At 42.4% G+C, this 25,803-nt stretch carries 36 protein-coding genes; 3 read left to right on the plus strand and 33 right to left on the minus strand.

What is annotated here, in order from left to right; translation table 11 throughout:
• From G630_RS22150 to G630_RS0114910, 10 genes are all read right to left on the minus strand, one after another.
• Positions 1–213 (minus strand): hypothetical protein, encoded by a 213-nt coding sequence (locus G630_RS22150; RefSeq protein WP_049946242.1) that lies wholly within the window; start codon positions 211–213, stop codon positions 1–3.
• Positions 203–1,552 (minus strand): MATE family efflux transporter, encoded by a 1,350-nt coding sequence (locus G630_RS0114865; RefSeq protein ID WP_026499033.1) that lies wholly within the window; start codon positions 1,550–1,552, stop codon positions 203–205. Before G630_RS0114865 ends, G630_RS22150 begins: the two co-directional genes overlap by 11 nt.
• 11 nt (positions 1,553–1,563) lie before the next feature.
• Positions 1,564–2,991: an Ig-like domain-containing protein gene (locus G630_RS0114870; protein WP_026499034.1), complete on the minus strand. Its 1,428-nt coding sequence runs from the start codon at positions 2,989–2,991 to the stop codon at positions 1,564–1,566.
• Between the two features lie 33 nt (positions 2,992–3,024).
• The gene (locus G630_RS0114875; RefSeq protein ID WP_026499035.1) at positions 3,025–3,384 is read right to left on the minus strand and encodes an oxidoreductase; all 360 of its coding nucleotides are present in this window, start codon (positions 3,382–3,384) and stop codon (positions 3,025–3,027) included.
• Positions 3,385–3,514: 130 nt separating this feature from the next.
• On the minus strand, positions 3,515–4,201 hold the full coding sequence (locus G630_RS0114880) for a Pr6Pr family membrane protein (RefSeq protein ID WP_026499036.1): 687 nt from the start codon (positions 4,199–4,201) through the stop codon (positions 3,515–3,517).
• Positions 4,202–4,220: 19 nt separating this feature from the next.
• On the minus strand, positions 4,221–4,436 hold the full coding sequence (locus tag G630_RS0114885) for a hypothetical protein (protein WP_022762704.1): 216 nt from the start codon (positions 4,434–4,436) through the stop codon (positions 4,221–4,223).
• 38 nt (positions 4,437–4,474) lie between these two features.
• Positions 4,475–5,314, minus strand: a complete 840-nt coding sequence (locus tag G630_RS0114890; protein ID WP_026499037.1) for an MBL fold metallo-hydrolase — start codon at positions 5,312–5,314, stop codon at positions 4,475–4,477.
• Positions 5,315–5,318: 4 nt separating this feature from the next.
• Positions 5,319–5,495 carry a hypothetical protein gene (locus G630_RS0114895; protein ID WP_022762706.1) on the minus strand — a complete coding sequence of 59 codons (177 nt, stop codon included), beginning with the start codon at positions 5,493–5,495 and terminating at the stop codon, positions 5,319–5,321.
• Between the two features lie 55 nt (positions 5,496–5,550).
• Complete coding sequence (locus tag G630_RS24800) at positions 5,551–5,691, minus strand: hypothetical protein (protein WP_155831999.1); 141 nt, start codon at positions 5,689–5,691, stop codon at positions 5,551–5,553.
• A gap of 183 nt (positions 5,692–5,874) precedes the next feature.
• Positions 5,875–6,558 carry a hypothetical protein gene (locus G630_RS0114910; RefSeq protein WP_155832000.1) on the minus strand — a complete coding sequence of 228 codons (684 nt, stop codon included), beginning with the start codon at positions 6,556–6,558 and terminating at the stop codon, positions 5,875–5,877.
• Positions 6,559–6,772: 214 nt separating this feature from the next.
• Between G630_RS0114910 and G630_RS0114915 the strand changes: the two genes are divergently transcribed.
• Positions 6,773–7,204 (plus strand): hypothetical protein, encoded by a 432-nt coding sequence (locus G630_RS0114915; RefSeq protein WP_022762710.1) that lies wholly within the window; start codon positions 6,773–6,775, stop codon positions 7,202–7,204.
• 31 nt (positions 7,205–7,235) lie between these two features.
• On the opposite strand, the gene G630_RS0114920 is transcribed toward G630_RS0114915, so the two are convergent.
• From G630_RS0114920 to G630_RS25620, 4 genes are all read right to left on the minus strand, one after another.
• Entirely contained in the window at positions 7,236–8,012 is a 777-nt protein-coding gene (locus tag G630_RS0114920) for a class I SAM-dependent methyltransferase (RefSeq protein ID WP_022762711.1), read from the minus strand.
• A gap of 19 nt (positions 8,013–8,031) precedes the next feature.
• Positions 8,032–9,213, minus strand: coding sequence for a MerR family transcriptional regulator (locus tag G630_RS0114925; protein ID WP_022762712.1), 1,182 nt, complete (start codon positions 9,211–9,213; stop codon positions 8,032–8,034).
• A 164-nt stretch (positions 9,214–9,377) separates the two neighbouring features.
• On the minus strand, positions 9,378–9,617 hold the full coding sequence (locus tag G630_RS0114930) for a hypothetical protein (protein ID WP_022762713.1): 240 nt from the start codon (positions 9,615–9,617) through the stop codon (positions 9,378–9,380).
• A gap of 15 nt (positions 9,618–9,632) precedes the next feature.
• Positions 9,633–9,923, minus strand: coding sequence for a PspC domain-containing protein (locus G630_RS25620; RefSeq protein ID WP_022762714.1), 291 nt, complete (start codon positions 9,921–9,923; stop codon positions 9,633–9,635).
• 339 nt (positions 9,924–10,262) lie between these two features.
• Between G630_RS25620 and G630_RS25450 the strand changes: the two genes are divergently transcribed.
• Positions 10,263–11,882 (plus strand): IS1634 family transposase, encoded by a 1,620-nt coding sequence (locus G630_RS25450; protein WP_044959460.1) that lies wholly within the window; start codon positions 10,263–10,265, stop codon positions 11,880–11,882.
• Between the two features lie 398 nt (positions 11,883–12,280).
• Here G630_RS25450 and bcp read toward each other — a convergent pair whose 3' ends face one another.
• From bcp to G630_RS0114965, 4 genes are read right to left on the minus strand one after another with little or no spacing between them, the layout of a single operon-like run.
• The gene (bcp, locus tag G630_RS0114950) at positions 12,281–12,733 is read right to left on the minus strand and encodes a thioredoxin-dependent thiol peroxidase (protein ID WP_022762716.1); all 453 of its coding nucleotides are present in this window, start codon (positions 12,731–12,733) and stop codon (positions 12,281–12,283) included.
• A gap of 22 nt (positions 12,734–12,755) precedes the next feature.
• Entirely contained in the window at positions 12,756–13,268 is a 513-nt protein-coding gene (thpR, locus tag G630_RS0114955) for an RNA 2',3'-cyclic phosphodiesterase (RefSeq protein WP_022762717.1), read from the minus strand.
• A gap of 12 nt (positions 13,269–13,280) precedes the next feature.
• Positions 13,281–13,835: a sce7726 family protein gene (locus tag G630_RS0114960; protein WP_022762718.1), complete on the minus strand. Its 555-nt coding sequence runs from the start codon at positions 13,833–13,835 to the stop codon at positions 13,281–13,283.
• A 26-nt stretch (positions 13,836–13,861) separates the two neighbouring features.
• Complete coding sequence (locus G630_RS0114965; protein WP_022762719.1) at positions 13,862–14,194, minus strand: hypothetical protein; 333 nt, start codon at positions 14,192–14,194, stop codon at positions 13,862–13,864.
• Positions 14,195–14,407: 213 nt separating this feature from the next.
• On the opposite strand from G630_RS0114965, the gene G630_RS0114970 reads away from it, so the two are divergent.
• Entirely contained in the window at positions 14,408–15,829 is a 1,422-nt protein-coding gene (locus G630_RS0114970; RefSeq protein ID WP_026499041.1) for a sensor domain-containing diguanylate cyclase, read from the plus strand.
• Between the two features lie 109 nt (positions 15,830–15,938).
• Here G630_RS0114970 and G630_RS22160 read toward each other — a convergent pair whose 3' ends face one another.
• From G630_RS22160 to G630_RS22175, 15 genes are all read right to left on the minus strand, one after another.
• Positions 15,939–16,619: an MBL fold metallo-hydrolase gene (locus G630_RS22160; protein ID WP_049946243.1), complete on the minus strand. Its 681-nt coding sequence runs from the start codon at positions 16,617–16,619 to the stop codon at positions 15,939–15,941.
• A gap of 106 nt (positions 16,620–16,725) precedes the next feature.
• Positions 16,726–17,265 carry a glutathione peroxidase gene (locus G630_RS0114980; protein WP_026499042.1) on the minus strand — a complete coding sequence of 180 codons (540 nt, stop codon included), beginning with the start codon at positions 17,263–17,265 and terminating at the stop codon, positions 16,726–16,728.
• Positions 17,266–17,291: 26 nt separating this feature from the next.
• Positions 17,292–17,684, minus strand: coding sequence for a flavodoxin family protein (locus G630_RS22165; RefSeq protein WP_022762723.1), 393 nt, complete (start codon positions 17,682–17,684; stop codon positions 17,292–17,294).
• 116 nt (positions 17,685–17,800) lie between these two features.
• The gene (locus tag G630_RS0114990) at positions 17,801–18,670 is read right to left on the minus strand and encodes an NAD-dependent epimerase/dehydratase family protein (protein ID WP_026499043.1); all 870 of its coding nucleotides are present in this window, start codon (positions 18,668–18,670) and stop codon (positions 17,801–17,803) included.
• 4 nt (positions 18,671–18,674) lie between these two features.
• Entirely contained in the window at positions 18,675–18,821 is a 147-nt protein-coding gene (locus G630_RS25115) for a hypothetical protein (protein WP_196805802.1), read from the minus strand.
• A 21-nt stretch (positions 18,822–18,842) separates the two neighbouring features.
• A complete protein-coding gene (locus tag G630_RS0115000) occupies positions 18,843–19,496 on the minus strand; it encodes a YczE/YyaS/YitT family protein (RefSeq protein WP_044959462.1) in 654 nt (217 codons plus the stop codon).
• A gap of 25 nt (positions 19,497–19,521) precedes the next feature.
• Entirely contained in the window at positions 19,522–19,806 is a 285-nt protein-coding gene (locus tag G630_RS0115005) for a hypothetical protein (protein WP_155832001.1), read from the minus strand.
• A 148-nt stretch (positions 19,807–19,954) separates the two neighbouring features.
• Positions 19,955–20,338 carry a VOC family protein gene (locus tag G630_RS0115015; protein WP_022762729.1) on the minus strand — a complete coding sequence of 128 codons (384 nt, stop codon included), beginning with the start codon at positions 20,336–20,338 and terminating at the stop codon, positions 19,955–19,957.
• Positions 20,339–20,368: 30 nt separating this feature from the next.
• Positions 20,369–20,917 carry a GNAT family N-acetyltransferase gene (locus G630_RS0115020; protein WP_026499046.1) on the minus strand — a complete coding sequence of 183 codons (549 nt, stop codon included), beginning with the start codon at positions 20,915–20,917 and terminating at the stop codon, positions 20,369–20,371.
• 28 nt (positions 20,918–20,945) lie between these two features.
• Entirely contained in the window at positions 20,946–21,737 is a 792-nt protein-coding gene (locus tag G630_RS0115025; protein WP_049946244.1) for an SDR family oxidoreductase, read from the minus strand.
• A gap of 5 nt (positions 21,738–21,742) precedes the next feature.
• Positions 21,743–22,039 carry a GNAT family N-acetyltransferase gene (locus G630_RS24355; RefSeq protein ID WP_081667980.1) on the minus strand — a complete coding sequence of 99 codons (297 nt, stop codon included), beginning with the start codon at positions 22,037–22,039 and terminating at the stop codon, positions 21,743–21,745.
• 16 nt (positions 22,040–22,055) lie between these two features.
• Positions 22,056–22,802, minus strand: coding sequence for a nucleoside phosphorylase (locus tag G630_RS0115035; RefSeq protein ID WP_026499049.1), 747 nt, complete (start codon positions 22,800–22,802; stop codon positions 22,056–22,058).
• Between the two features lie 384 nt (positions 22,803–23,186).
• Positions 23,187–24,281: a radical SAM protein gene (locus G630_RS0115040; protein ID WP_026499050.1), complete on the minus strand. Its 1,095-nt coding sequence runs from the start codon at positions 24,279–24,281 to the stop codon at positions 23,187–23,189.
• A 351-nt stretch (positions 24,282–24,632) separates the two neighbouring features.
• Positions 24,633–25,094 (minus strand): isochorismatase family protein, encoded by a 462-nt coding sequence (locus G630_RS22170; protein WP_081667982.1) that lies wholly within the window; start codon positions 25,092–25,094, stop codon positions 24,633–24,635.
• The coding region (locus G630_RS22175; RefSeq protein WP_044959472.1) for a transposase at positions 25,076–25,803 on the minus strand (728 nt) is incomplete at its 5' end. The genes G630_RS22170 and G630_RS22175, both read right to left, overlap by 19 nt.

Consider the following 25,803-nt stretch of genomic DNA (forward strand, 5'->3'; position numbering starts at 1 on the left):
TTAATTGATTTTGTCCCCATCGAATGCCAGCCATGAGACATAGGTGCCGGCAGCCATATTTTTCATATAAAAATCGCGAAGTGCTGCGTTTAGGTCGACGCCTTCAGGGGGTGTTTTTCCTTCTGAAGTGTACTCCTCCGTCAGCTGATTGATTCTCATGCTGATGATGGTGTCCAGGTACTCCTGCGTCAGTTTCTTGTATTCAATGCTCATGATTTTCCCCCAATTTTCTCTGCAGATAAAACATGCAGATGAAGCACATTATGATCTGAACAATGGTTGAACACGGCGTCGCAAGGCCGATTTTGAAAAGTGATACCGGCTCCTGCTTACTCATGAAATACGACACCGGAATCCTTATAAGGAACGCGCCGGCGATTCCCTGAAGCATGACAAACCTCGTATATTCCATGCCGTTGAAGAATCCAATGAAGCAGAATAAAAAGCATGTAAACAGGCAGTCGATGGCGTACGCCTTCAGATAATCCCAGGCCGCCATGATGACTTCCTTGTCATTAGCAAAAAGTCCCGCCAGAATATCGCCGTGGAAAAATCCCATGTAAAACATGACCACTGCAAAGATGAAAGACACGCCTATCGCATATTTCAGGCCCTTGAAGGCTCTGTCGTATTTCTTTGCGCCTCTGTTCTGTGATACGAAAGCGGACATTGACTGGGCAAACGCCGACGGAATCAGCATAATGAATCCGCATACTTTCTGCGATACGCCAACTCCCGCGGAGGCCACAAGTCCCAACGCATTGACTATTGCCAGGATCACAAGGAATGAAATACCTACGAGAAGATCCTGAAGCGCAACCGGCGTACCTATGAAAAGAATTTTTCCTATAATACTTCTGTCCACGCTGAAGCTCTGCCTGCTGAGCGTGAAGGGCAGCGTCTTTTTCCTGATCAAAACAAGCGAGATTATCACGCTCACAAGCTGCGCAGCCACCGTGGCATACGCCGCTCCGCGGGTTCCCATCTTAAAACCGGCCACTAGAACAAGGTCCCCGACAATGTTGCAAATGCAGGCAATCAGCACAGACACCAGCGGCGTGATGGAATCTCCGAGCCCTCTGAAAATACTGCCGATCAGGTTATAGGCTATTATTATTATGATTCCCATTCCGCAAATTCTTATGTACGCTGAGGTCAGGTCAAACGCCTCCTGCGGTGCGTTCATCGCCTTTGCAAGTCCGCTCGAACACAGGGGAATAAGTATTGTTAGAATCACTCCCAGCGATAGAAAAAGCATTATTCCGTTTGCGACAACGTTTCCGCCTTCCTCTCCTTTTTTTTCTCCAATCTTTTGTCCCAGGAAAACAGTGATGCCAAGGGACAAGGCGGTCATGAGGTTCGTGATTGTCTGCATTATCTGCGAGCCGGTGGAGACTCCCGAAACATCCGCGGACTCTCCGAATTTTCCTACTATCAGAAGGTCAACCGCACCGTACAAGGACTGCAAAAACAGCGCAAACAGCACCGGAATTGCAAACTCCAGCAGTGGCCTTAATATTTTTCCTTCTGTAAAATCTATTTGTTTCTCCATTTACTCCTCACTTATTGCACGGTCACTTTTAATGTCTTCGAAATACCGTTTACAGCATAATAATATATGTCACATGTTCCTGCGCCAACGCCCGTGATATTTCCGTTTTCATCTACAGCAGCAACATTCTCATCAGAAGATTTATAACGGAACATTGGTGCATGCTCTTTCATCTTCTTGGAATTATCATCGAGCTTTACAGATGCCTTAACCTTTGTCGTCTTGCCAACTTCTACGGAAACACTCTTCTTGGAAAGATGTATGGATTTGACATTAGCAAACTCTTTATTGTCTTTTCCGGAAACATGTGCAGTAATGGTTCTCCCGAGTTTCTGACCATTACTATCATAGCCCACAACATAGATCTTGAAGCTCTTTTTAAAATTAATCGGTTTTCCGTTAAGCTTTTTGAAAGTTGCGGTAGTTCTGCCTGTAGTCTTCATATTCCTTTGGGAAAAATCAGTGCCGCAATATGCCGCATAAACATCGAACTTTGATGCAGTGCCTTTACTCCAGCTGACTATGAGTTTTCCCTTCTTCTGTTTTACTTTGACTGATGAAAGGAAACGTGATTTTGCATCAGGTGTTTTTTCCTCGCTTGACTTTTTTATTATCCACTCGGCAGTCGCGGAATCCTTATAGTTGCCTTTGCCGGTGACAGTCACTTTATAAGTGCCGGGTTCTTTTGCTGTGAGATCTCCGGTTATGTCATAACAGTTTTCCGGAAGAACTGTGTCTCCGAGCATAACCTTTTCGACTTTAACGCTCTGGTCAGAACCAGTATATTCGGTGGTTGCAGCACTCAGTGTAACTGTTGCTCCTGCAATTGATTTTTTCGTAATTTCAGTTTTGATGCTCACCGGATTACTGTTGCTGTGTGTAGCATCTCCCCGCACTCTGTACCATACATAGTACACTCCCACCTCTGTTCTCTTTGGAATCTCCGCAGAAAATTTATCATAAGTCGGAGCAGTGTTTGTATCTGTGATAGCATATTGCAAGGTGCCCTCTGACGTTGATCCGCTTGTAATTAGTTCCTGCGCGGAGCCCGAATAGGTCAGCTGTTTTTCCTCAGGACGTGTGGTTACGCCGGCTGCAGGTGCATTAGTCCAATACGCAGTCACGGTTATAGCACCTCCATATACACAATTAGACGCTATCGCAATTGTATCACCCGGATAATGTATTCCATCAACTCCTGTCATTTGCCATTTCAAAAATGTTTTATTCGCGGGTGCTTCAAATTCACATTCGGGAAATACGAAGGTATCTCCTATGGATACCTCAATAGGATCCATAGTCCCTGCGCCTCCGTTTGACTCATATCTTAGAGGATATTGTCCGGTTACAGCATGCGCAGCAATTGCATATTCTGTCCCGGAAAATAATCCGATCAAAAGCGCAATTGTCAGGATAATCGATGGCATAGTCTTTGACACTACTATTCCCCCTTTCTTTATTTCCTGCTTCGTTTAGTTTCCGCAGGACATTTGTGCGGCATCCCGGGTCGGCACAGCTGACAGCGCAATCACTTCGCCCAGCTCAGGGTTTGCATTTAGGCCGGCGTGATTAAGCTGTATGATAACTGCTGCCCCTTCGTCGTGGCATGCCTTAGCGATCTGCACATGGCCATCGATCTGGTCGTCATCCCAGAGCCCCATGTGGTTCTTGCCAAATCTTCCGCCCGGAGTAACCGCCGTCGCCTCCACGCATATGAGCCCGCAGCCATGCTCAGCCCTCTCTCTGTAATGCTCAATGTGCTTCTCTGCTGCCGTTGCAGGCTCAGACTTTTGCTGCAAGAAGAGAGGATCTCTTACTATTTTCTTTACCATGTTGTTTCTGTTCCTTATTATTTTCTTGTATTATATTCTTCGCGTAAATCCAATTAGGATTTTCCTTCCGGTGGATTTACCCTTTTCTTTTCACTTGCTCTACAATATTCCCGCGAGCCAATCAGCCGCCCTAACCTCTATGTATAATCTTCCCAATCAAATCCGCAATAACAAGGTAACAGTAGCCCACAACCATCAGGAAAGCCAGCAGTGCGAGTATCCACCACACAGTGCCCATATATGGGAGCTCGCTTGAGAAGCCAAATGCTCCGGCGGCGCTTCCCCAGTTAAGGAAGAAGTAAGGGTAATTGTTTCCCGGTGAAAACTCCCATCCTCTTACATATCCGATTCCAGCATAGACTGCATAAAGGAGGGGTGGAATGGTGACAAATATCACATTCTTCTTTGCAATCCCTGCACTCGGGGCAATAACAAAGAAATCCAGCACTGCAACAACAGGAACTATCAGGTGCGTCAACGTATTTTGAATATTCCAGGCATTTGCTCCAAGAAGAGGCGCGAGCATGAAGCCAAACACAAAGCCTGTCAGCGTTATTGAAACCGTGCCAACAAACTTGACCACATACCAGGTCTTGCTGATTTTCTTTTTCCCAAGAATCAGGAAAAGACCTATCGCACAGATGATGGCAATAAGAATATTGGACTGAATCGTAAAGTACATCAAAAACCTCGATCCGCCCATGAAGACTTTTCTGCCCGCATAAGCACTGAGAAAAATGCCTACTACCGCCGACAGCACAGTAATAAGTTTAAGCACGCAGCTTATTTTCTGATGTCCCGCAGATAAATCTTTCATATATAAACCTCATGCCGCCTTAGTATATCTTCTCAATATCCCCGCTGATTCCATACGTATCCTTAAACTGAAAAAGATCTTCCGAATCCCTAATCAGCATTACTTCCTCGAAAGTTCCCGTATGAACATCCAGAAAGCCTGCAACCTGTTCCCCATTACAAATACTGGCTTTGATCACGGGTTTCTTGTTTTCCTTATCATAGGTTTTCTTTTCGCTTTTCTTTTTGAAGAACATAACTCATGCTCCTTACTTCTCACCAATCACAAAGAAATTCATCCCAAAACCACTTCATCTCCTGAATGTACGTATCTAAGCTGGTCACCCATGATCTCATGCATTGCATCATAGGCCGGAATTCCGGTGCAGTGACAGGTGTAGAAGATTGTATGATACTTTTGAAGTTCCTTTGCCGTGTCAGTGATTACCCGCATTTGCGCATCCGAATAATCGGTCTTCTTCATCAGGTGAAAACCGCTTATTACCACATCCGGTTCTTCCCCGAACTTCCTGATGTACTCCTTCAGGATATTCACAATGCCATTGTGGGCGCACCCGGAAATCAGAATATGTCTGCCGCCATCCTTGATAACAAGAAAATGCTCATGCCTGAAATCGTCCCTAATATAACCACTATCTTTCTTTTCCAGAAGACGCGCATTGGTAAACGGAACATCCTCTTCGCGCTCCTCTATGGTAAACAAAGTAAGCTCATCATCAATTTCATAATCGCCTTCGACCAGCTTTATCTGAGGCAAGTCAGCGATATTCTTATCGATTCCGATATAAGTGTATCTATCCCGGTCCTCTGCCACTCCATCATCTGCGTAATATTCTCCCGGCGCCGATTTCTGCATATAGATCGCAGCTGTGGAATTTATTGATGAAAAGGGCATAATTCCCCCCGAATGATCATAATGACCATGACTTAAAACAACAGTATCCACTGCCTTCAGATCAATTCCAAGCACTTCTGCATTTTTTATAGTCTCCTCCGAAGGTCCAAGGTCGACGAGAAGCTTGTGTTTTTCTGTCTCCACATAAAACGACAGGCCGTGTGCACTCGCACAACCTTTTACACCCTCGGTATTTTCTATCAGATTTACAATCCGCATATTCTCACCCATCAATAATAGAATACTGCATCAGCTCATACTTAAGCTTTATTCCTTCTGCGATGCCATCCGGCAGGAGCGCTCTCGCAACAAGCTTAAGATCATCGGATTCTATATCCGTTCTGCGAAGATTTGCATAATCGCCGTCTATACTCTCCACAACATAGTACCAAGTCTCCATAACATCCTCCTATTTCCTGTTTTTCTCAATCCATGACACTGCAAAGTCCACTAATTCACGCTGGTTCATCAGCCTGAGCTCCGCCGCATACATATCCAATCCGGCTCAGCGATGCGTGTACCATCACCGTATCCCCGCTCTGAAGCCCTACTTTCCTTAGTGCTTCTACAATATCCGACTTAATAACTGTTTTCATTTTCTCCTCCTCAAATTCATAGTTCTACTATAGCAGAAAAAGAGCCTTTTAACAGTAAACAATCCATAAAGCATGGCTTTTTTCAGACAATTCCACACGTGAGCATTTTCCATTTCCCATAAAACAAATATACCGCCACGCACCAGCATGACGGCATATCCTCAAATCCATATTATATTGTAATTACTCTGATATCTCTCCACCAGCTTCGCTCTCATAGAGTCCGAGATATGAAACAATCTTAAATTCAGGGTTATCAAGGCTAAGGTCTCTGAACCAGATATCTCCGTCGCCGATGCTTGCACCCATGTAATTAGCCCAGAGATCGGAAACGCTCCAAGACTGAAGCTTAGCAAGTGCCTCTTCGTCAAAGCCCTTGTCATTAGCATAAGCAACGAACTCTTCCTTGTTATTGCAAAGGTTGCCAAGCTCCTCAGAACCGATAGGATACTCGATCATATCACCGATTGTGTCCCAATCCTTTGCGTTTGTAGCATCAACAATTTTCTGCGCATATGCCTCAACGTCAGCACTGCTTGCGCTTGTGAAAACTGAGTAATCAACTGCGCTATCCTCGCCGGCATCAGCTGCACCATCTTCTCCGGCATCAGCTGCTTTGTCCTCTCCATCTGCTGCTTCATCACCGGCAAGCTCGCCTGCCTCTGTAACATCACCAACTATATCTGAAACATCTGCCTCTGTTACATCAGAAGCTGCTTCCTCTGCTGCCTCAGAAGCCTCACTCTCAGCTGCCTCAGCTATCTCTTCTTCCTGAACATCAACAGTGCTGTTTGAAGCACCCCCACATGCAATAAGCATAGTACTCATCGAAACCGCAAAACACATAGCTAAAATTCTTTTTTTCATAACATTTATCTCCTTTTTCAAAACTATGCGTTGCATTGTATCATAGATTTTGTTACAAAGTGTGTAATATTTGTGAAAAAAATCTGTGATCTTCTCTGTTTCAATATTTTTTGTACGTTCTGCAACATTTCCCAAAGTCCAACTGTATTATAGATAGACCGGGGCAAAGACAGCTGTCCCGTCGAAAAACAATCGGTTATAAAGGAGATACATCATGATTGACAAACCTACAGATTATATTTTCTTAGCTATACTTGGATTTTTCTTAGTTAGACTCATATGGATGCTGGTATCGGATTTTATCGGCATGTTTAACTATTTCCGCGCATCCGTTTATAGCGGACATATAGTAAAGAGCCTCGGTACTGTGAAGGAAAAGGCTTATATTAGCGGTCACTCCAGCTATTATCATACCTTTGAAAAGTATTGTGTTGAATATAATCTCGACGGTCACTGGCAGCAAAGCGATGTCCTTACAGCAAAAAGGAACCTCCACGCAGGAGATTCCCTTAATGTACATGTTCTGACAAATAATGGAATTCCGGAAATCCAGACAGACACCTGCGGTGCAAAAATAAGATTTATAACACTAATCTTTCTTTTCAGTGTTGCCGCAACCGCTGCGCTTGTTTTCTTCTTCGGCTAAACTCCCCGATGAGCGCGATAAATCATTTCCCTCACCACGCTACAAACATTCCCGGATCTTTTGGGAGTTTCAAAACACCGTCCGCCATATTGGACAGTAGTTTTTCTCTCACCTCTTCTCGTGAGAGAGTACAGGATTTTTCAAAGGTGATGCCTGAATAGATGTAGTCCATGAGATCATCGATATTTGTTATCTCAAGGGAATCCTTGTAACGCTCTATCCGGACATTAGTGAAAAACGGCTCCAGTTTCTCTCCTCCATTTTCCAGAGAGAAATTATTCTCATAGGAAATATCCTGCTCAAGAATGTCGGCAATGGTCTCGAGCACGCCGTTTTGTCCGGATGTTCCGGCGTAGAAACATCCGTCGCTTTTAAGCACTCTTCGAACCTCAGATACCGCCTTGTTTATATCCGGCACATGATAGAGCATGCAGTTGGCAATTACCGCATCAAAAGTATTATCCTCAAATGGAATGTCCTGAATATCAATGACTTCATATTCAATATTGGGAATCTCGCCGAGGTTCTTCTTCGCTTCAGCGAGCATACCTTCACTCATGTCGGATAAAACCAGCTGCGACAGCTTTCCTATAACATCTCTGTTTTTTACCCACATAACTGCGCTTCCGGTGCCGAGCTCCAGAACTCTCATACCCTCTTCCAGCTTCATGACTGTAAAATACCAGTTGTGCAGTCCCATCTTATTGGTGGAATACTTGTCGTGAATTGAGATTCTGGTGCTTAGTCCGTTTGAATTCTTGTACTGATCTTTGACGAATTTCGTATCATCAATGAAAATGTTCCCCATATAGCTCCTCCAACTTTTTTCACTTTTTATAGCAATGCCAGAACTGGCTTCCGGTTTCAAGTGCAAACTCACCGTCCTTTTCAATCTTGTCCTTGAAGTACGAAAGCAGCTTGTCCTCGTAACGAACGATGGCTTTCTCCTGATCCTTGTAGTAGTCCTTCATTTTCTCTACAATTTCTCCGGCCTCGGTATAATGCCAAACGTTTGGCAAAATAACCGACTCAACCCTTGCAAAGTATTTCTCCATCATTGCTATATATTGATTTCTTTTCTCAGTCTGCTTAGCTATCTTTTCATCTATGAAAGATGCATCTACCCCAACAGCTTCTATAGCTTCTTTGAAATATTTATTCCACTTTGCCACGTTGGCACCGTTTAATGAAAAATATCCATCTTCGGAAACCACGCTGCTTGCATGCGCTACAATAGCTTCGATATCTTTTATCTCGGAGTCAAGGTAGTGAGCAACAACAACGTCATACTCTCCGGTAGCATCTATTTTCTGCCAGGTCTTCTCATCCTCAAGATCCTCAAATTCAAGCTCAATACTTACGTCTTCGGGAAGTGTTTCCTTGTTTTCCGGAATGAACTTTGCAAAATCATCAGCCCAGCTTCCGTGAATATCGTATCCCGTAATCTTTGTGCCCTTTGGAATCTCGGTCCAGTTGTTTCTCCAAAGCTTCGCATATCCGCATCCAAGGTCGAGAACCCTGCTGCCCTCTTTTATCTCAAGCGATCTGAAAATCCTTACATACCAGTCGAGCTCTCCGCTTGTGTGCTTAAGTGCATCCCAGTGGCGCTCGTCGGCTGTCTGATCGGCATTCACATACTGTACAATTCCTGCAACATCGTCCCAGTCCAGGTTCTCCTTGCGGGCCAAAGTCCTCTTTATCGCATCAGTGATTTTATCAAGCTGATATTTCTTTTCCTCCATCTTACGAAGCTGAATCTCCATCGCCGACTTGATGTCACTTGCCTCACCGCTCTTTAAATTGTCACGAATTTCTTCAAGAGAAAATCCTATCTGCTTAAGGGCAACGATCTTTTCAAGGATCTGCAGCGCAGCAGCATCGTACAGGCGATAATTCCCCTCTGAATACTCAGTCGGCTTAAGAAGCCCCTTTTCATCGTAAAGACGTATTGCCTTCTGCGATACTCCCGCCTTCTTTGCCATTTCTCCAGATGTCATTTTCTTTTTCATTTTCGAAACCTCCTTCTTGTTGATAAATCAACCTTAAGGGGTTCCCTAAGGGAAGAGTCAACAGTGTTTTTGATAATTATACCCATGAAAAAGGCAGGACACAATTCAAATGAAAAGTACCCCGCCCTTGTAGTTAAAATATTCTTCAGTTTTTCCTTTTTTTATCACGCCGATTTGAAAACTTCCTCTCCGGAAGCTTTTTCCTTTTTCTTTAACGCAATTGTTTTTTCAAGTATATACTTTGCAGCCTGCTTTACCGGGAAAAGGTAGCCCACTCCTATGAGGAAGATTCCTATGCATTCCCACATCAAAAGTGCATTTCCTTCATCAAGCGCATCTCCAAGTAATAAGATGCCACCTACTATTGCACATGCTGCAAACACATTTCGAAGTGTCTTGTTCATGATTTTCTCCCATTCTCATGACATCGGGAACTTGAAGCCAACGGGTTCATCTGTTTCATAATAGTTATTATTTGCCGAGTAACTGTTTTCTTCTTTATAAGTTGTTTTTTCTGCTGCGCCTTCAGGACATTCGTCCATGATGATCGCTGCTATGATGTACGGAAGGATTCCTACGCCCGTAAACATTACTGCCAGAACAAAAATAAGTCTTACTATTGTAGGATCAACGCCGAAATATTCTGCAATGCCTCCGCATACGCCACAGATCTTTTTATCATTACTTTTGTGTATTCTCTTTTCACTCATAACTAACGCCTCTCTTTCTTCTGAAGCACTCACTTGTTTATATAACGAATATAATCCTCATTTGTCTTCATATAAAATCTATTTACAGCAAAAACACTACCCTTATTTTTCTTTTTCTGTGGCTTTCAGATGCTAGTATAAACGCACAAAAAGAACAGGCCTCATCATCCTAAGCTCCCGTGAATTTATACCAAGGATTCGGTATAAACTCATCTGACTAATCATCGCAAAGCCTTGTGCTTACTGGCTTTGTAGCTACAAAATATTGTATCAAAAGTGCCCATTTTGCTTGCGATTCCTTTTAATCCTTGGTATAATTATACCAAGGAGGTAATTGCTATGGAACTGAAAATCAATGAGCCTTGGATCACCAGCAAAGTCAGATGTCAGAACGGTTATGCTTATATCGACAAGCCTTTTTGGAATGCTGAAAAACAGTGTGCGGATCATAAACGCGAATACATCGGTAAGTATGATGGCAAAGTCTTTACGCCAAACAAGACCTATCACCGTCTAAAAGCTGAGTATGAGCAAAGCCTTGTTGCACCTAAAACCGGTCCGGTTCCAACAGAGATATGCCTCAGACAGTTCTATGGCTCTACATATCTTCTCAATGAGATATGTGATAAGACCGGCATTGCCGCAGATCTTGGCAAATGTTTTGGCTCTCTGGCACCTCAGATAATGTCCATTGCTTATTATCTCGTGCTTGAAGAAGGCCAGCCCATGTACAGGTTCCATAAGTGGGGCGTGACTCACAGGCATCCATATGGCAAGGATATTCCTTCCCAGAGAAGCAGCGAGCTCTTTGGTCTCATAACTGAGGACGCAAAGATGGCTTACTTCCAGTACCAGGCAAAACGCCATGGTCTGAATGAATATCTTGCGTTTGATACAACATCTATCTCTTCATACTCTACACTGATAAAGCAGGCGAAGTATGGAAAGAACAAAGAAGGCGATTCCCTTCCGCAGATAAACCTTGCACTTCTGTATGGAGAGGAATCAATGCTCCCTGTTTATTACAGAAAGCTTGCAGGCAACATCACGGATGTTAAGACCATAGAGAACCTCATAAAGGATGTTGATTTCCTTAAACTCGACAAGCTAAAGCTTGTCCTGGACAGAGGCTTCTACAGTGAGAAGAACATCAACGATCTTATGAAGCACCACCATAAGTTCCTCATTGGTGCCAGACTCTCACTCAGCAAAGTGAGCAGCATACTTGATAAGATCCGCGCGGATTTTGTTACCCGCTATAACTATAATTCTGAGTTAAAACTATATGTCATGTCATTTAAAGAAGAATGGGACTACACAGAAGAAAAGCCCCGCGCTGGAGAGATAATCACTGAAAAAAAGCGCATATATCTCCACTTCTATTACAATGACCAAAAAGCAACCGACGACAAGACAAGGTTCAATGCCATGCTTGATCTTCTTGAAAACAACCTGGTAAACGGCACTCCTGATCCAGCTGATGAAAAGCTCTATCAGAAGTACTTTACAATACACGAGACACCTGTGAGAGGTAAAACCTACAGCTTCAAGGAAGATGCTATTCGCAAAGCTGAGAAGAACTATGGTTACTTCGCTCTCATGAGCAATGGAATCAAAGATCCAGTGGAAGCGCTGCGCATCTACCGCCTCAAGGATCTTATTGAAAAATCCTTTGGCAACCTCAAAGAAAGACTTTCCATGCGACGTATGTCCGTCGCATCAGAAGAGAATTTTGAAGGCAAGCTGTTTATTCAGTTCATAGCACTCCAGATGGTGTCTTATATCAAAAAACGGATGGATGAAAACGGACTGTTTAGCAAGTACACGATCCAGTCATTACTTGATGAGCTGGATACCATTGAGTATTATCAGCAGCCCGGCAAGGCACATCATCTATCTGAGATAACAGCAAAACAGCGTGAGCTCTATGAATTCATGGGTGTAAATGTCCCGACATGATCAAACCTTGGTATAAAATGACGGGACTTTAGGCATCATACACTGATTTTGGCCTGTTCTGCACTGATTCGTTCAAAAGAATAACCTGGTCAATTCTGCATTGATCAGGTTACTCAGGTCACATATTTATATTAGGAGGAGTTAAAAAATGAAGAAAATCTCTTATTATCGTTTCGTTTTAATACATCCTCTGAAAGCTCGGGCTTTCTCGGGAGGCTCCCATACAGAAACCGGAGGCTTGTCTCGTTCCCTGTATGATTGTCTTTCTGATATATTTATCGGTCCGGATTCTCAGCCTCTTAACCCTTTTGGGAAAAGTATTAAACTTTCATAATTAAGCAAAATAAGTGGATTTTTTCTTCGCTCCTTCTCCTTGGTACATCCTTACATAAAGCTCATCACAATTCTCCTAGCATCTTTTCGGGATCATCAGCCGCTTTTACTTTATCGTTCGCCCTGATGATTATGCCTTCTTCATCTATCAGATATGTTGTCCGCACCACGCCCATGGATACCTTGCCATAGTTTTTCTTCTCTTTCCAGACATCATAGGCCTCAATCACCTTGCGCTCAGGATCTGCCAGCAGTGTGAATGCAAGTCCGTACTTCTCCTCAAACTTCTTATGGGAAGCCACTGTGTCCTTACTCACGCCAAGTACAACCGCTCCTTTTTCTGTAAACTGCGGATATCTCTCTGAAAAGCCGCATGCCTGCTTAGTGCATCCGGAAGTATTATCTTTCGGATAAAAATAGAGGATAACCTTCTTACCTCTGTATTCTTCCAGCGAATGCATTACTCCGTTTTGGTCCGGAAGTTCAAATGATGGTGCCTTTGTTCCTACTTCGAGCATGAATTATTCCTCCTTATCTTTTTTAGAAAGCTCTCACATAGCCAATCTCCGTGTAGACCATTCCGTGCTTTCCGCGTTCTGATTTCATCAATGAGATTCCCTTTACTCTCATCGATTCCTCGGTAGTAATCTCATATTGCCCGGGGAAATCCTTATTTCCGGTCGCCCGTCTGACAAGTGTGATATGAGGGATAAACTTTTTCCTGTCATACTCAATGTCTTCATCAGACAAAGCTTTTCTAAGGCGCTTCACATAATCATGAAGCTCCTGATTTTCCTCAATGTTCGCAAACACCATATCCTTAAAGCGCCTTGTACCTGAGGCCTTTATGCTAAAGGACTTCAAAGGCACATCCCGCATCACCTCGACGACTTTTTCGGGCTCGTCATTTTCTCCGAGAAATGCCAAAGTGATGTGGAGGTTTTCTGGTCTCGTATAACTGCCCCTGATTCCTTCGCGCATCAGATCATCCTGCATCTCTGTCAGGGCATCCGTCATATTTTCATCAAGGACAATTGCTATAAAAAGACGCATATGGATACCTCCTTACTCAAAAACAGAATAATCTCTTTCGAAAAGTACCTCAAGCATCTGCTTTTTCAGCAGTTCTTTATCAACACTCTCCATCAGATATTTCTTGCGGTACATTTTACTCTTATCGGAGTACTTATACAGTCCATTTTCTTCCTGAAGAACAGCAAGCTCGCTCTTCCACAAAAGTCCCATCTGATTGGTCAGTTTTACCTTCGGACTACGAATCGGGGCACGCATCTCGTAGCAATCAAGGCTTCCGGCATCATCTTCAACAGTGATAATTCCCCAGTGATCAGGCACATGCTCTTTTATGTGCCCTGCATGAGTCGTTCCCACAACAACATAGTTGTAGTCAAAAAACCTGTCATAATCCCTGACCTGTCTGGAAAGTCTTTCATAGGTGTCTGCATCACTTTTAATTTCAACACCATAGAGCCCCTCGTCTGTAACCATGACAATATCCGCTCTTGATTTTCCCATTGTCAGTTCTTCAAAGAAACGTATTTTTCCATATTTTGTTTCAAGATAGTCGCAAAGTCCATCCCTGATATCTGCGTCGCGAAGCATAGAGAGGATCCCCTTATCTCTAATAGTTATTGCTCGGTTTCCTGCTCCATTTTTCTTCTATCGAGCATAGCACCGATGGCCATACCTGCAAGCATTCCAAATGATGTTCCGAGGCACATTCCGGTCGAAACTTTCCCGGAAATACAATAATTTGCAATACATCCTGCTATAACTCCAATGCCCATTCCCCAGCACTGTCCAAACAGCATATATCTGTGTTTGGCCCTGTTTTTTTCATACTCTTCCTTGTTCTTTTCAGACATGTCCTTAATATTCTTGGACGTTGCTACACCAAACAAAAGATAAACCGGTGCAAGTACTGCAATTAATACAATAAAAAGTAATACCTTAGGTGTCATAGTTTTTCTCCTCCTTAGTTCCCCATGAAGATTGCTTGTACATAGCGAATCTTCACTTTTATCCTTTTACTATAACAGAAATATTTCCAATTAACAGTGAATTATCAAACTGTTAAATCGTTATTTCTCCCTACACTTAATATTTTAGGGTTTTTTAATAATTCTCTTTAGCTGAATAACGTATCATTAGAGTTAGGAAGGTGGTAGATGACTATGGATTTTGATTTAATTGTCAATAGCATGGGGGCATTTACATGCGTTCTATCAGTGGAGAAGCTCCCGGATGGAAATATCGGCGACATCCGTATTGTAGCAGGCAATAAAGCATATATAGATTCTATTGAGAATCCAATCCAGGAACTCAACATGGAGAATCGCACCTTTATTCCAAACTCTGTATATACGGACTATATTCCTAAGGATCTCAATTTTGAGACTGCTACTATTCAGGCAGCGGTGAATAAAAAAGTGGTTCATACCTATATCAGTCCCGAAAGGTATGGCGCATGGCTTAATATTGTTTTTATGCCGCTTATGACCGATCATGATAATCTGTGCTACTGCACTTATACCATGGAAATAGATCTCTCTCTCAATACAAAAACCATGTCTGACGTATCAGGGGAAATAGCCACAGCAGTTTTAAATAACTGCCTGGTTCTTAGTGAAAACAATGACTTTGAAAAGGCCATGAATGAAGTTGTTAAGTCCATAAGACAAATGTGCTCAGCGGAAATGTGTGTCATTTTGCTTCTTAACAATGAAGAGCAGTCCTGCAGAGTATTAAGTGAGGATCTGGCAGAAGATACAAAGCTTAACCCCTTTGGCTTCCATATTGAAAAGGGATTTTACAAGGTGGTTTCCACTTGGGCGGATACTATCTCAGGAAGCAGCTGTCTGATTCTGAAAGATGAAAATGACATGAACTATTTGAAGAAAAAGAATCGAGCCTGGTACGATTCGCTTAAAAATGAGAAAATATTTTCTCTTGTCCTTTTCCCTATTAAATCAGGTGATGAGATTATCGGGTATATATGGGCTGACAATTTTGACCCTGAAAAATCAGATACAATAAAAGAAACTCTGGAAATAACTACATTTATCTTAAGTTCGGAAATAAGCAATTATCTGTTATTGGACAGATTGGAAACTCTCAGTTCCCGTGATATGCTTACCGGCGTCATGAACCGAAATATAATGAATAATTTTGTCGACAGGTTAGCTCATGCATCAGAGAAAAAGAGTCATTCTCTTGGTGTTATTTTTGCTGACCTGAACGGCCTTAAACGCGTAAACGATACAGAGGGTCATATAGCCGGTGATAGGCTGATAAAAAAGGCTGCCGATATACTTACGGAAGTATTTGATATTGACCAGATCTTCAGGGCAGGTGGCGACGAATTCTCCGTAATACTTCCTTCCACAACTAAAGAGGAAGTGGCGGATAAAATACAAAAAGTCAGAGACCTTTCGGAGAAATCCGGCAACGTAAGCCTCGCCATAGGAAGCTGCGTTGTAAGTGACGCAAAGGATATAAGATTAGCGCTCAGGAAAGCAGACGAGGACATGTACGCCGACAAGAAGCGTTATTATGCTACTCATCCTGAAGCTGAGCGCAGGAAGCGTGATAATTGAATCCCCATACCATATCCAGACCGCCATCTTTTCTTACTCCCATGATATCAATTGTATTTGTGTCCATTTCTGTTCTACCTCTTAATAATCCCAAATAATCGAAAATTTTTTATTCGCAAAGGAATGTTGCCACCCCGACATCATATGCTTTGACGGTCTGGCCAAACATATCCCTCTCTGTCGAAATAAGCTCACCCTTTTCAACCTTTTTTGCACCCTCGATAAGCTTTTCCACTATTGAAAAATCCACCGGCAAAGTTCCATGATTTGCATATATGCCCTTTATCTTACCCTTATATTTTTCAAGTCTTTTTAGACTGTGAATGTAAGCGCTCATATCACGCATGGGTCCGAACATGAATATTCCGCCATCCTGAATCGGGTCACCACTAAAGAGCATTCCGCTGTTTTCATCAAGTAGCGCTGTGCTTCCGGGCGTATGTCCGGGAAGAGCAATTGCCAGAAGTTTTCGTCCTCCTATATCAATAACATCGCCGTCATATATCGGAATTATCTTCTGAGAAAGGTGCGGCTTGCCATAATTAACAAGCTCAGCGGGATTTATCATAACTTCATCGAATTCATCATTACTGCCGATGTGATCCATGTCCGCATGTGTATTAAACAGTCTGACCGGAAGCTCTGTGATCTCTCCCGCAAGTTCTCTGGCGTTATGAACCTCCATACCGCTGTCAATCAGCAGCGCCTGCTCTGTCCCAAGCAATAGGAAAAATCTCACGCCGCCTTCATCATACTGATATGTACTGTCATCTATCTTTTTCCATTCCATGTTGTATCCTCCAATTTTTCATCCTAAGGGATGTATAGTTTCCGCTCTAGATTCAATCAAAACATCCTTGATATGCCAGAGTCAATACTAATAAATCCAAACACTTTCAAAGAAGAGATTTTATGCACGCCTCAACATCTTCCACATCAGCTGTGGGTTCAAAACGTGCAACTACGTTTCCTTCCCTGTCAATTACGAACTTTGTGAAATTCCACTTAATATCAGGCTTCTTGTCCCAATCAGGATCCGCCTCTGCAAACATCTTCTCAAGTAATTCTCTGTACTGATGATCCTGGAAGCCTCCGAATCCCTTCTGAGATTTAAGGTATGTGTAAAGTGGAAGCTCATTCTCACCGTTTACATCAGCTTTTTTCATCTGAGGGAATGTTGTATTGTAGTGAAGTGTGCAGAACTCATGGATTTCCTCATCTGTACCGGGAGCCTGTCCGCCAAACTGGTTGCACGGGATATCCAGCACCTCAAGACCTTTGTCATGATATTTCTCATAAAGCTCCTCTATTGGTTTGTACTGAGGTGTAAAACCACAACCTGTAGCTGTGTTCACAACCAGAATAATCTTCCCTTTGTAATCAGCAAGGTTAAGTTCTTCACCTGTTCCTGTAGTTACTTTGTAATCATAGATCATCTTTATGTCCTCCTTGGTCATATTCGTCAAATATATTTTTTTGCAAACTTCACTGCTTCATCCCTGCAGCCGTCTACAGCCTTGCTCTTAAAATACAGGGTATCGCTCTCAACCTTGATCCCCTTATTTGTCAGAGCATCCTTAATAAGGTCCAGTGCGTGCTTTGAAAGCCATGATGTTGAAAAAACCACTGCCTTGCCGACTTTATCACCGGATAATGTCTTCAGGTACTGCTTCAGATTTTCATCAATACCGTAAGCGTAGAGCGCCCCACCAATAAAAAGGACATCTACTTTATCTGAAAGTTCAGCATTGTTTGAATCTACTGAGACAGCATCTACACCTGCTGTTTCTGCAATATACTCTGCAACCTTTTTTGTGTTCCCTGATCTTGAATAATATCTGACTGCTGTGCTCATGGCATCCTCCTTTTCGTTCAATCTGCATATTCCATTTTATTACATTTAATTGTGCACAATGTTAATTATAATACTATTCCACAAAAAAACAAGCCCCCTAACTTTAAAAAATAAAGTCAGAGGACCAATTTCCGGATTCTTTCATCCATCAGCGGGTATAACCAATCACCAAGTTCACGGAATCCATAACCGGTCGATTCCGCTTTTTCTGTGCTAAAACTACGTGTATTTTCAAGTCCGTTATACGGAGCAGCATCCCCTTGCTCACTGATAACAGCGTTCTTGCCTAGGCCTTTTTCTATATATCTGATAATCTCCGAGATCTTAACCGTTGCTTTCGAGCAGCCATTTACGGGGCCGGCTATAAAATGATCTGCCAGGTATGCCATAAATTCACCTGCATCTTTCTCGTAGATGAATGCCATCTCCTTATCATAATCATCAATGTTCATGGGCTTCTGATCTCTTATGTGCTCAATATAAAAATCCAGTCTGCCGGTGTAATCATTCTCGCCCATAACAATCGGATACCTGACAAAAGAAATGTTCTCAGGATCCATGAACTCAAACACCGCTCTTTCTGCCTGTCTCTTGGTTTCCTGATAATCCTTGATTCGATCTATCCAATGTAGCTCATATTTTTCAGAGGGGAACTCATCCTCCGTGATATCAGGATGATCCTTGGGATAAACAGAGCACGTAGACATCTGAATATATCTGTCACAGGTTACGTTTTCCAAAAGTGCCTTTACATCCTTGGAGCTATAGGCAATCTTGTCGATTATGAGATCAAAATGCCGACCGCCCAGAGCTTCATTAACACTTTGAGAATCCATCCTGTCCATAACAACATAATCCACAGAGGCTTCAAAATCCGGCTTTGAGTTGCCCCTCGTGGCAATCGTAATTTCATGCCCCTTTTGAAGTAAGCTATTAACCATGGGGATTCCAAAATATCTGGTTCCCCCAACAACAAGAATTTTCATACCATTACCCTCTCATTCCCATCACATCAAGCATTCCAAGAAAGAGCAAATATGCTACAAAGCAGACACCTATTGCAAAAGGTATTCCTGTCACAATTCCTGGGATAATGGTCCTGCTATATATATTTTCATAGTATTCATTCTCCATCATGCACTTAGTCAATAGCCCGTTTTACCTGGTTATAAGCACTTTCGAAACCTCTGTCACCCCTCTGTGATGCAGTTCTCGCGGTTCAAACCTAATAATATTATATACTATCTGCATCACAATTCCTGCACCAAAAGTACTTAGTATTGTACCTATGCCTACCGGTCCTCCAAGCAGCACTCCTGCCACGAGGACTACTGACCAGAGTATAATCTCGACAATTCCAATCGGGATACGCGACATCCGCTTCCCCAATCCGACAAGCAGTGCATCCCTCGGTCCGCAGCACTGTTCACTTTTCATATATACAGCCATTCCAAGCGCCATGAAAACAAAACCCATAAGCATAATGACTATTCCACTCCACAGATTACTGTTGAGAGGTAAAGGATTTACGCTGTTGAAGAATTGGACAAAATTCCCGGTCAGAAGTGCATCTATTATTGTTCCATAGCCTATCTTTTCCTTCATGATCAAATCTATTGCAAGAACGGCAATAGCAACAAGTGTCATGGATACTCCATAATTAAGCGGCGTATGATATGATATTCCCATTCCCAGGCAGTCCCATGGTGCAAGTCCTATATTTGCAAATATTGTCAGATGAACGCCAAAGGCAAATACAAACAAGCCTATGACAATTCTAATCCATCCCAGTATGATTTTCTGTCTTTTCATTTTTTGATGTTTCCTTAATTCCATCCTATTCCCTGACTTTCATGATATACCCTTGGAGTTCCAGCTCTTTTCCGGAATCAGTGGTTACCTTCTCAAGTTCTTGCTCAATGATCTCATATTCATCTTCAAACTTACGAAGGAGTTTCATGCTTCCAATATTGCGGATATCCGCCTCGTAAAAAAATTCTTGTAAAAGCTCCCTGGCATCATCAACACTCTCAAATGGATCCGGCCACTGATACTTTGTTATTTCTTCATCAAACCCTTCAAAATAATCCTGAATGTAGTCCATACTAAATTGTTCTATCATCTCTATTCGCCCAACTCCTCAAAGTATTCTTTCAAAAAACCTTCCATGTATTCGTGTCTCTTCATGGCAATTTCCTTCGCAGCTTCAGTATTCATCTCATCTTTCAAAAGTAGTAACTTGTCATAAAAATGTCTGTATATTTCATACCTCATTCAGTAATTTCTATCTGATTGCCCTCAATACCAACAATGCAGCTTTCATAATATCCATCGCCTGTAGTCCGGGGTCCGCTTACAACCTCGAAGCCATCATCTTTAAGAAGCTTAGTCAGCTCATCAACCATCTGCCTGCTGCCCACAGAAAAAGCTATGTGAATATACCCTGTCCTCAACAGATGTTTTTCGGCATCAACAAGTCCGGGCTTTTTCATGAGTTCAAGCCTTGCTCCATCGTCGAATGAGATAAAATATGACCTGAAATCCGTATTCACATTGTGATAACCATCGTTGGATTTTCCGCCAAGATATTTCACAAAGAAGTCCCTGGCTGCCTCGAGGTCATTAACATACATTGCAACATGTTCTATCTTCATTTTTAACATCCCCCAATTTATCTTCTGTTTTTACAAAAAGAGAACCATGTTGATTTCATCTATATATGTACCATCCTTAAGCCTGAATGCTCTTAGAGTCTTGCCCATCTCCTGAAATCCCATCTTCTTATAAAGGGCTAATCCTTTGTCATTGTCAGCGTATACGCCAAGTTCAACTTGCCCAAAGCCCAGCTCCCTTGCTTTATCTATAGCCTTTGTCATTAGAATTGTCCCCAGGCCGCATCCGCAAAAATCTTGCTCCAATGCAATCGCTAAATCACATCTGTGCTTGAGCTTAACATGCTTGCTATGAGCTGATATAGAACAATTACCAACTGCCCTGTCTCCATCAAAAACCGAGAAAAATGCAGAGCCCTCAGATTCCAGAATATCATTTAAGAACTTCTTTTCGTGTTCAAGATCAGGATTTATCTCCTCAGGATATCTGCATAGGAAATGCGTTTCTTCAGCTGTCTTGACCATATAATCAATCATTGTCTGCGAATCTTTTTCCTCCGCAGATCTCAGGGTAAGCTTTCTTCCATCTTTTAGTGTGATTATTTCTTCTTTGATTTTCATATATCCTCCTGCATATGCCGCAAGCATCTTATTTACTCTCTCTACCATTATCCTCGGCGCACTGTAACAGAGCTTCCGAAACACTGCTGAAAACAACACCGTACTTTTTAGCCTTGGAACAATCCATCCACAGATTATGCCTTGTAGGAGCATCATTTACCTGAATATCCAACCCCAGCGCACTTACAAATTCCTTTGTAATATCATACATGGACTTATCTGTCTCGCTTCCAAAGTTATAAGATCCGCCGGGTAATGATATGACCTTTTCTATATTTTCAGCAACTTCCTTTACATAGGTGATACCTCTGTACTGCATTGAGCTGAACGCTACGGATTCCTTGGCGTTAATGATGTTCATGTAGTAATTGGGCTTTTTTAAATAATAGTCATACATCCATTCCGCGCGAAGCATAACTGCATCAGGGCAGATATCCAAAACTCTCTGCTCCATTTCAAGTTTGTGTTCTGCATAGATATTTGCAGGTTTTACATTTTCTTCTGTATAAGGTCCATCATCCTCAAGACCGCTGTATACCTGATCAGAACTAAAGCATACAAGTTTTCTTCCTTCTGCTGCTTTGGCAATGAAGCATGGTATCTGAACATTTGCTATATAAGACGCCTCCGAATCTGCCTCACAGGCTCCTATATCCGATATGGCTGCCGTATGAACGATGGTATCCGCACCACTCTCTTCGATAATCCGTCTGACCTGCTCCTCAGATGCGTTCCTGAGCGATGGCGCTGCAACGACATCATTGCAGATTTTCATTATTTTATTTCCAACAAATCCCGTAGCCCCTGTAACAAGTATCATTTCAATCAAAACTCCTTAATGAAAGTTTTTGCAGGATACCTTTTGCTCCCATCAAGCTTCACTAACTCGCTGTCATGTGAGTAATGCATCCCAAGCTTTTCCATTACCCGCTGACTTTTGTGGTTCTCTGCTGCAAACTGACCTTCAATAGCTCGAATTTTTCTGGTCTTTGAAATATGATCAATTATTCCCTGCATTGCTTCCGGAACATAACCATGTCCCCACTGGTCTTTTCTGATATTGTATCCAACTTCCCAAACATCTCTGTCTGCATGATATACCAGACCGCCACTTCCTATGATTTCACCCTAAATTAATTTATATCCTTACCGCGATATCCAAGCCAATATAGAACTTGCCCAGATCATGGTTTGCTGCATTGAGTGCCTCCACTTCATATCCGCTATCTGCCAGTACATCACCGGCTTCCAGATAATCATACAGTTCAAGTCCGTAAAAATCACACACAGCCTGGACTCCCGCAAGCTCCATCTCTACTGCTATGCAGCCTTCTTCTATTCTTTTGGCCACAAGTCCCTTTGTCTCTCTGAGCATAGAATCCGTTGTCCAGACACGACCTTTTACATATGGCACCTTGAGTTCTGTGAAAATAGCCTCTAATTTATGACAGCCCTTAATATCAATGTAGTCACTGGCCGGAGCATAGTAAAATGAAGCGCCCTCACCTCTGTAACTCTCTGTCGGGACAATAAACCTTCCGGTGGTCTGTTCCGGATCAAGGCTTCCACAGGAACCGAACATTACAAACTTTGTCGCACCGGTTAACCAGTGTGCTTCATAGCAGGCACTCGATGCAACGGCGGAGCCTATTGATGTCAGGTAAAATGCTATCTTTTCACCTTTATATTCAAGACAATAGATAGGTATACTTCCGTTACATGCCCCTAGCGAAGCGATCTCTTCACAATGAAATTTTTCCAGAATATGGTCATGAATTTCTTTTGAAAAAATAATAATGCACTTATCAACCAAGTGCTTTTGTTCCCCATAAAAATGTTCCAATTTTACTATTGGTTCAGTCTCATCATAAAAGTCCTTCAACATCCGTCGCTCCTCCTATTTTTCTAATATATCAAAAAGGGATGCCCTTTAACAGCAATTAGCCTATTGTACAGAGCTTTCCAGTAATTTGTAGTCTCTTTCATCAACATAATTATCCATCGGCCACCTCCTAAAAAAATAAGCCCCATCAAACTCTCGCTTGATGAGGCTTTGTATACTATGTAAGTTATAAAGCACTAGCTATGCCCTACAATTATCCTTATCCTCATCATACATATCAAAAACAGACCCCTGAATCATATTCACGGATGTTGTAATGACCACGTCTGTTTTGACGAGAATAAGTCTTTCCATAGCGTCTACCTTTCTGAAAATTATTAGTTGTAAGTATAATTGACTGACAAATCACTGTCAAGAAGTTTTTTGTCAGATTACCCCAAGAAGTGCTTCTACTTCATGTCTCTTCTCATAGAGAACACATCCGCCATCATGATCATCCATGAGTACACCTTCTTTCTGAAGAGCTTTGAATAATCTTGAGTTCATGGCTTCTCTGAGAGATGTGTCTTTTACATTTATATCCGAGTATGGTGAAAACGGGCAAGGCTCAGCGCCTCCATGTGAATTGATATGAAAAAATCCTCTACCGGCTGCAATGCATCCACCTGAGCTCTTCTCATCGCCGGGGAAGGACACAAATACCATCTCGGGGTGTTCCTGTCTTAGTCTCATGATTTCATTTTTCAGATATTCTCTATCCTCATCACCCGGTGCAAGATACTTAGAGTCATCAGTCACGGGAACAAACTCAACAAAAATAACAGCTTTGCATCCCTTGTCAGACAGCTTGCCAATAAAACTCTCTGAAGAAACATCTTTAATGTTTTCCGTGGTCACAGTCACTGAAGCACCGAAAATAAGTCCGCGCTCCTTAAGCTCATCCATATTTGATATGAGCTTGTCATAGACTCCCTCACCACGTCTGTTATCTGTAGCTTCTTTCTCACCCTCGATACTCATTATCGGGATAAGATTCCTATTCTGATCAAACATGTCAAAATACTTTTCTGTCATGAATGTACCATTAGTAAAAATCGGAAACAGTATATTCTGTTTTTTTCCGGCAGCCTCTATCACTCCTTTACGAAGAAGCGGCTCTCCACCCGCCAAAAGTATAAAACTTACTCCAAGGTCATCGGCCTCATTGAAGATTTTGAGCCATTCATCGTCAGTGAGCTGTTGTACGGGCTCGGTGTCGTTTGTAGCATTATTGCATCTGGAATAGCAGCCTGCACAGTGAAGGTTGCAGCTGCTGGTTATGCTTGCGATGAGGAACGGTGGAATGTGCTCACCCTCTGCCTCCAGCTTTGCCCTTTTCTTTGATGCTGCCTTTGTTGCCAGAGCAAACTTCGTCATATAAACACTTTCTTTCGGATTCTTGAGAGTAGCTTTTATCGCATCTGAAACTACCCTTTCTACTCCGTGTGTCATATATTCCTGAATGTTAAAATCCTTATTCATAATCCCATTACCTTTGCTATTTTCCTATCCTTCTGCATTATATTTTACACTATTGCATTGTTTCAAATCTTTTCTGTATAATAACCCTACTCCGAAAATAATTCAAGATTTATTTTTTAAATTTTAATAAAACAAAAAGCGCCGCTTCTGATACGTCTATCAGAAACAAGCGCTCTATGTCATCCACAATCATACCTTGCGAATAGTTAATACCGCAAGAATCAAAGAAACTATTGTCCATATGATGTTTTTATGTATTTTCTTTTTGGGCTGCATCTTTTTACTTTCCTACCCCGCACATATCGTAGTCTGCCATGCAGGTAAATCACCGTCCTTTTCCCGTCTGTATAACTATACCAGTTCCCCAATAAGCTTAATAGCTTCATCAACAGGAATGCAGCTCGCAAATCTTTCCGGCCACATCATCTCGTTGTAATACTTATAAGTCGTTTCGCTATTCATGTAATCATTATCGAAAGTAGAATTGGTTCCTTCGGGGATTATTACTCTGTATCCCCTTTCAAAAGCAGATTTAACAGATGCATCAATACAGAAATTAGTCTGCAATCCGACTATCATTAAGTCTTTTACACCCGAGTCACTGAGATAATCTGCTAACTCGGCATTACCAAAACAGCTGTTTACTGTCTTTATAAAAATCTTCTCATTCTCCCTTGGAGCCACCTGATCAGCTACCTCAAAATCCTCATCACCGACAGAAAATCCTGTACCCGGACCGTCATCATGCTGAACATGAACTACCACCACCGACTCTGCGTCGGAAGAGGTTTCTGTTATGCCGCAGAGCGGCATGAACCTTTGGGATGCTTAGTGCATCCCAAAGAACAGGGCATGTCCACTATGCCCCTATCCCATTGGGTTACCTTTGGGAATACTTTTCTTAAGATATTTGCAGCTCCGTTTATGTCTGCATTTGTTATTGTCCCATCGTAGTGCCTGTAGAGTCCACGCTTTATCCTTTTTCCCGAAAAAACATAGTCAGACTTACTGCCCTTTTTATACACAGGGATCTCATCCATCGCAAGGAAATCCGCTTTGGATGTATAGCTCTCCTCCGTAAGGGCAAACATGATACCGTATTCAGCAAGCTTATATCTTAGCATATCTGCAAATATCAGCATTGGTATCTGCACAAAATTCTGGTTACTGATATGCCCCATGTCCGCTTCCTGTTTCTGGAATACGTTATGCCCCATCACTACTGCATCTACGTGGTTATCCCTCGCATAGTCTGCTAGCTGTCTGCTTATCTTATGGAACTCATCCTTTATGCGCCTGTTGCGCTTTTCAGTGAGTATGTTCATTTTCCTGGTGCGGTATCTGTTATTGCACTTCATGGCACATGATGAGAGCCGCCCCATTTCTTTGTTGTAGAACTGGTTTACGGACTTTATCAGTCCGCCCTTTACCACAAACGGGTCTGCCCCAAAGTTGTTCGCTACAGCTGCTATATTGTCCGTACCCGGATCTATCGACATGACCCTGATATCGGAAATGTCAT

Origin of the sequence: Butyrivibrio sp. WCD2001 (assembly GCF_000424485.1) — a bacterium.
Classification (GTDB): Bacteria; Bacillota; Clostridia; order Lachnospirales; family Lachnospiraceae; genus Butyrivibrio.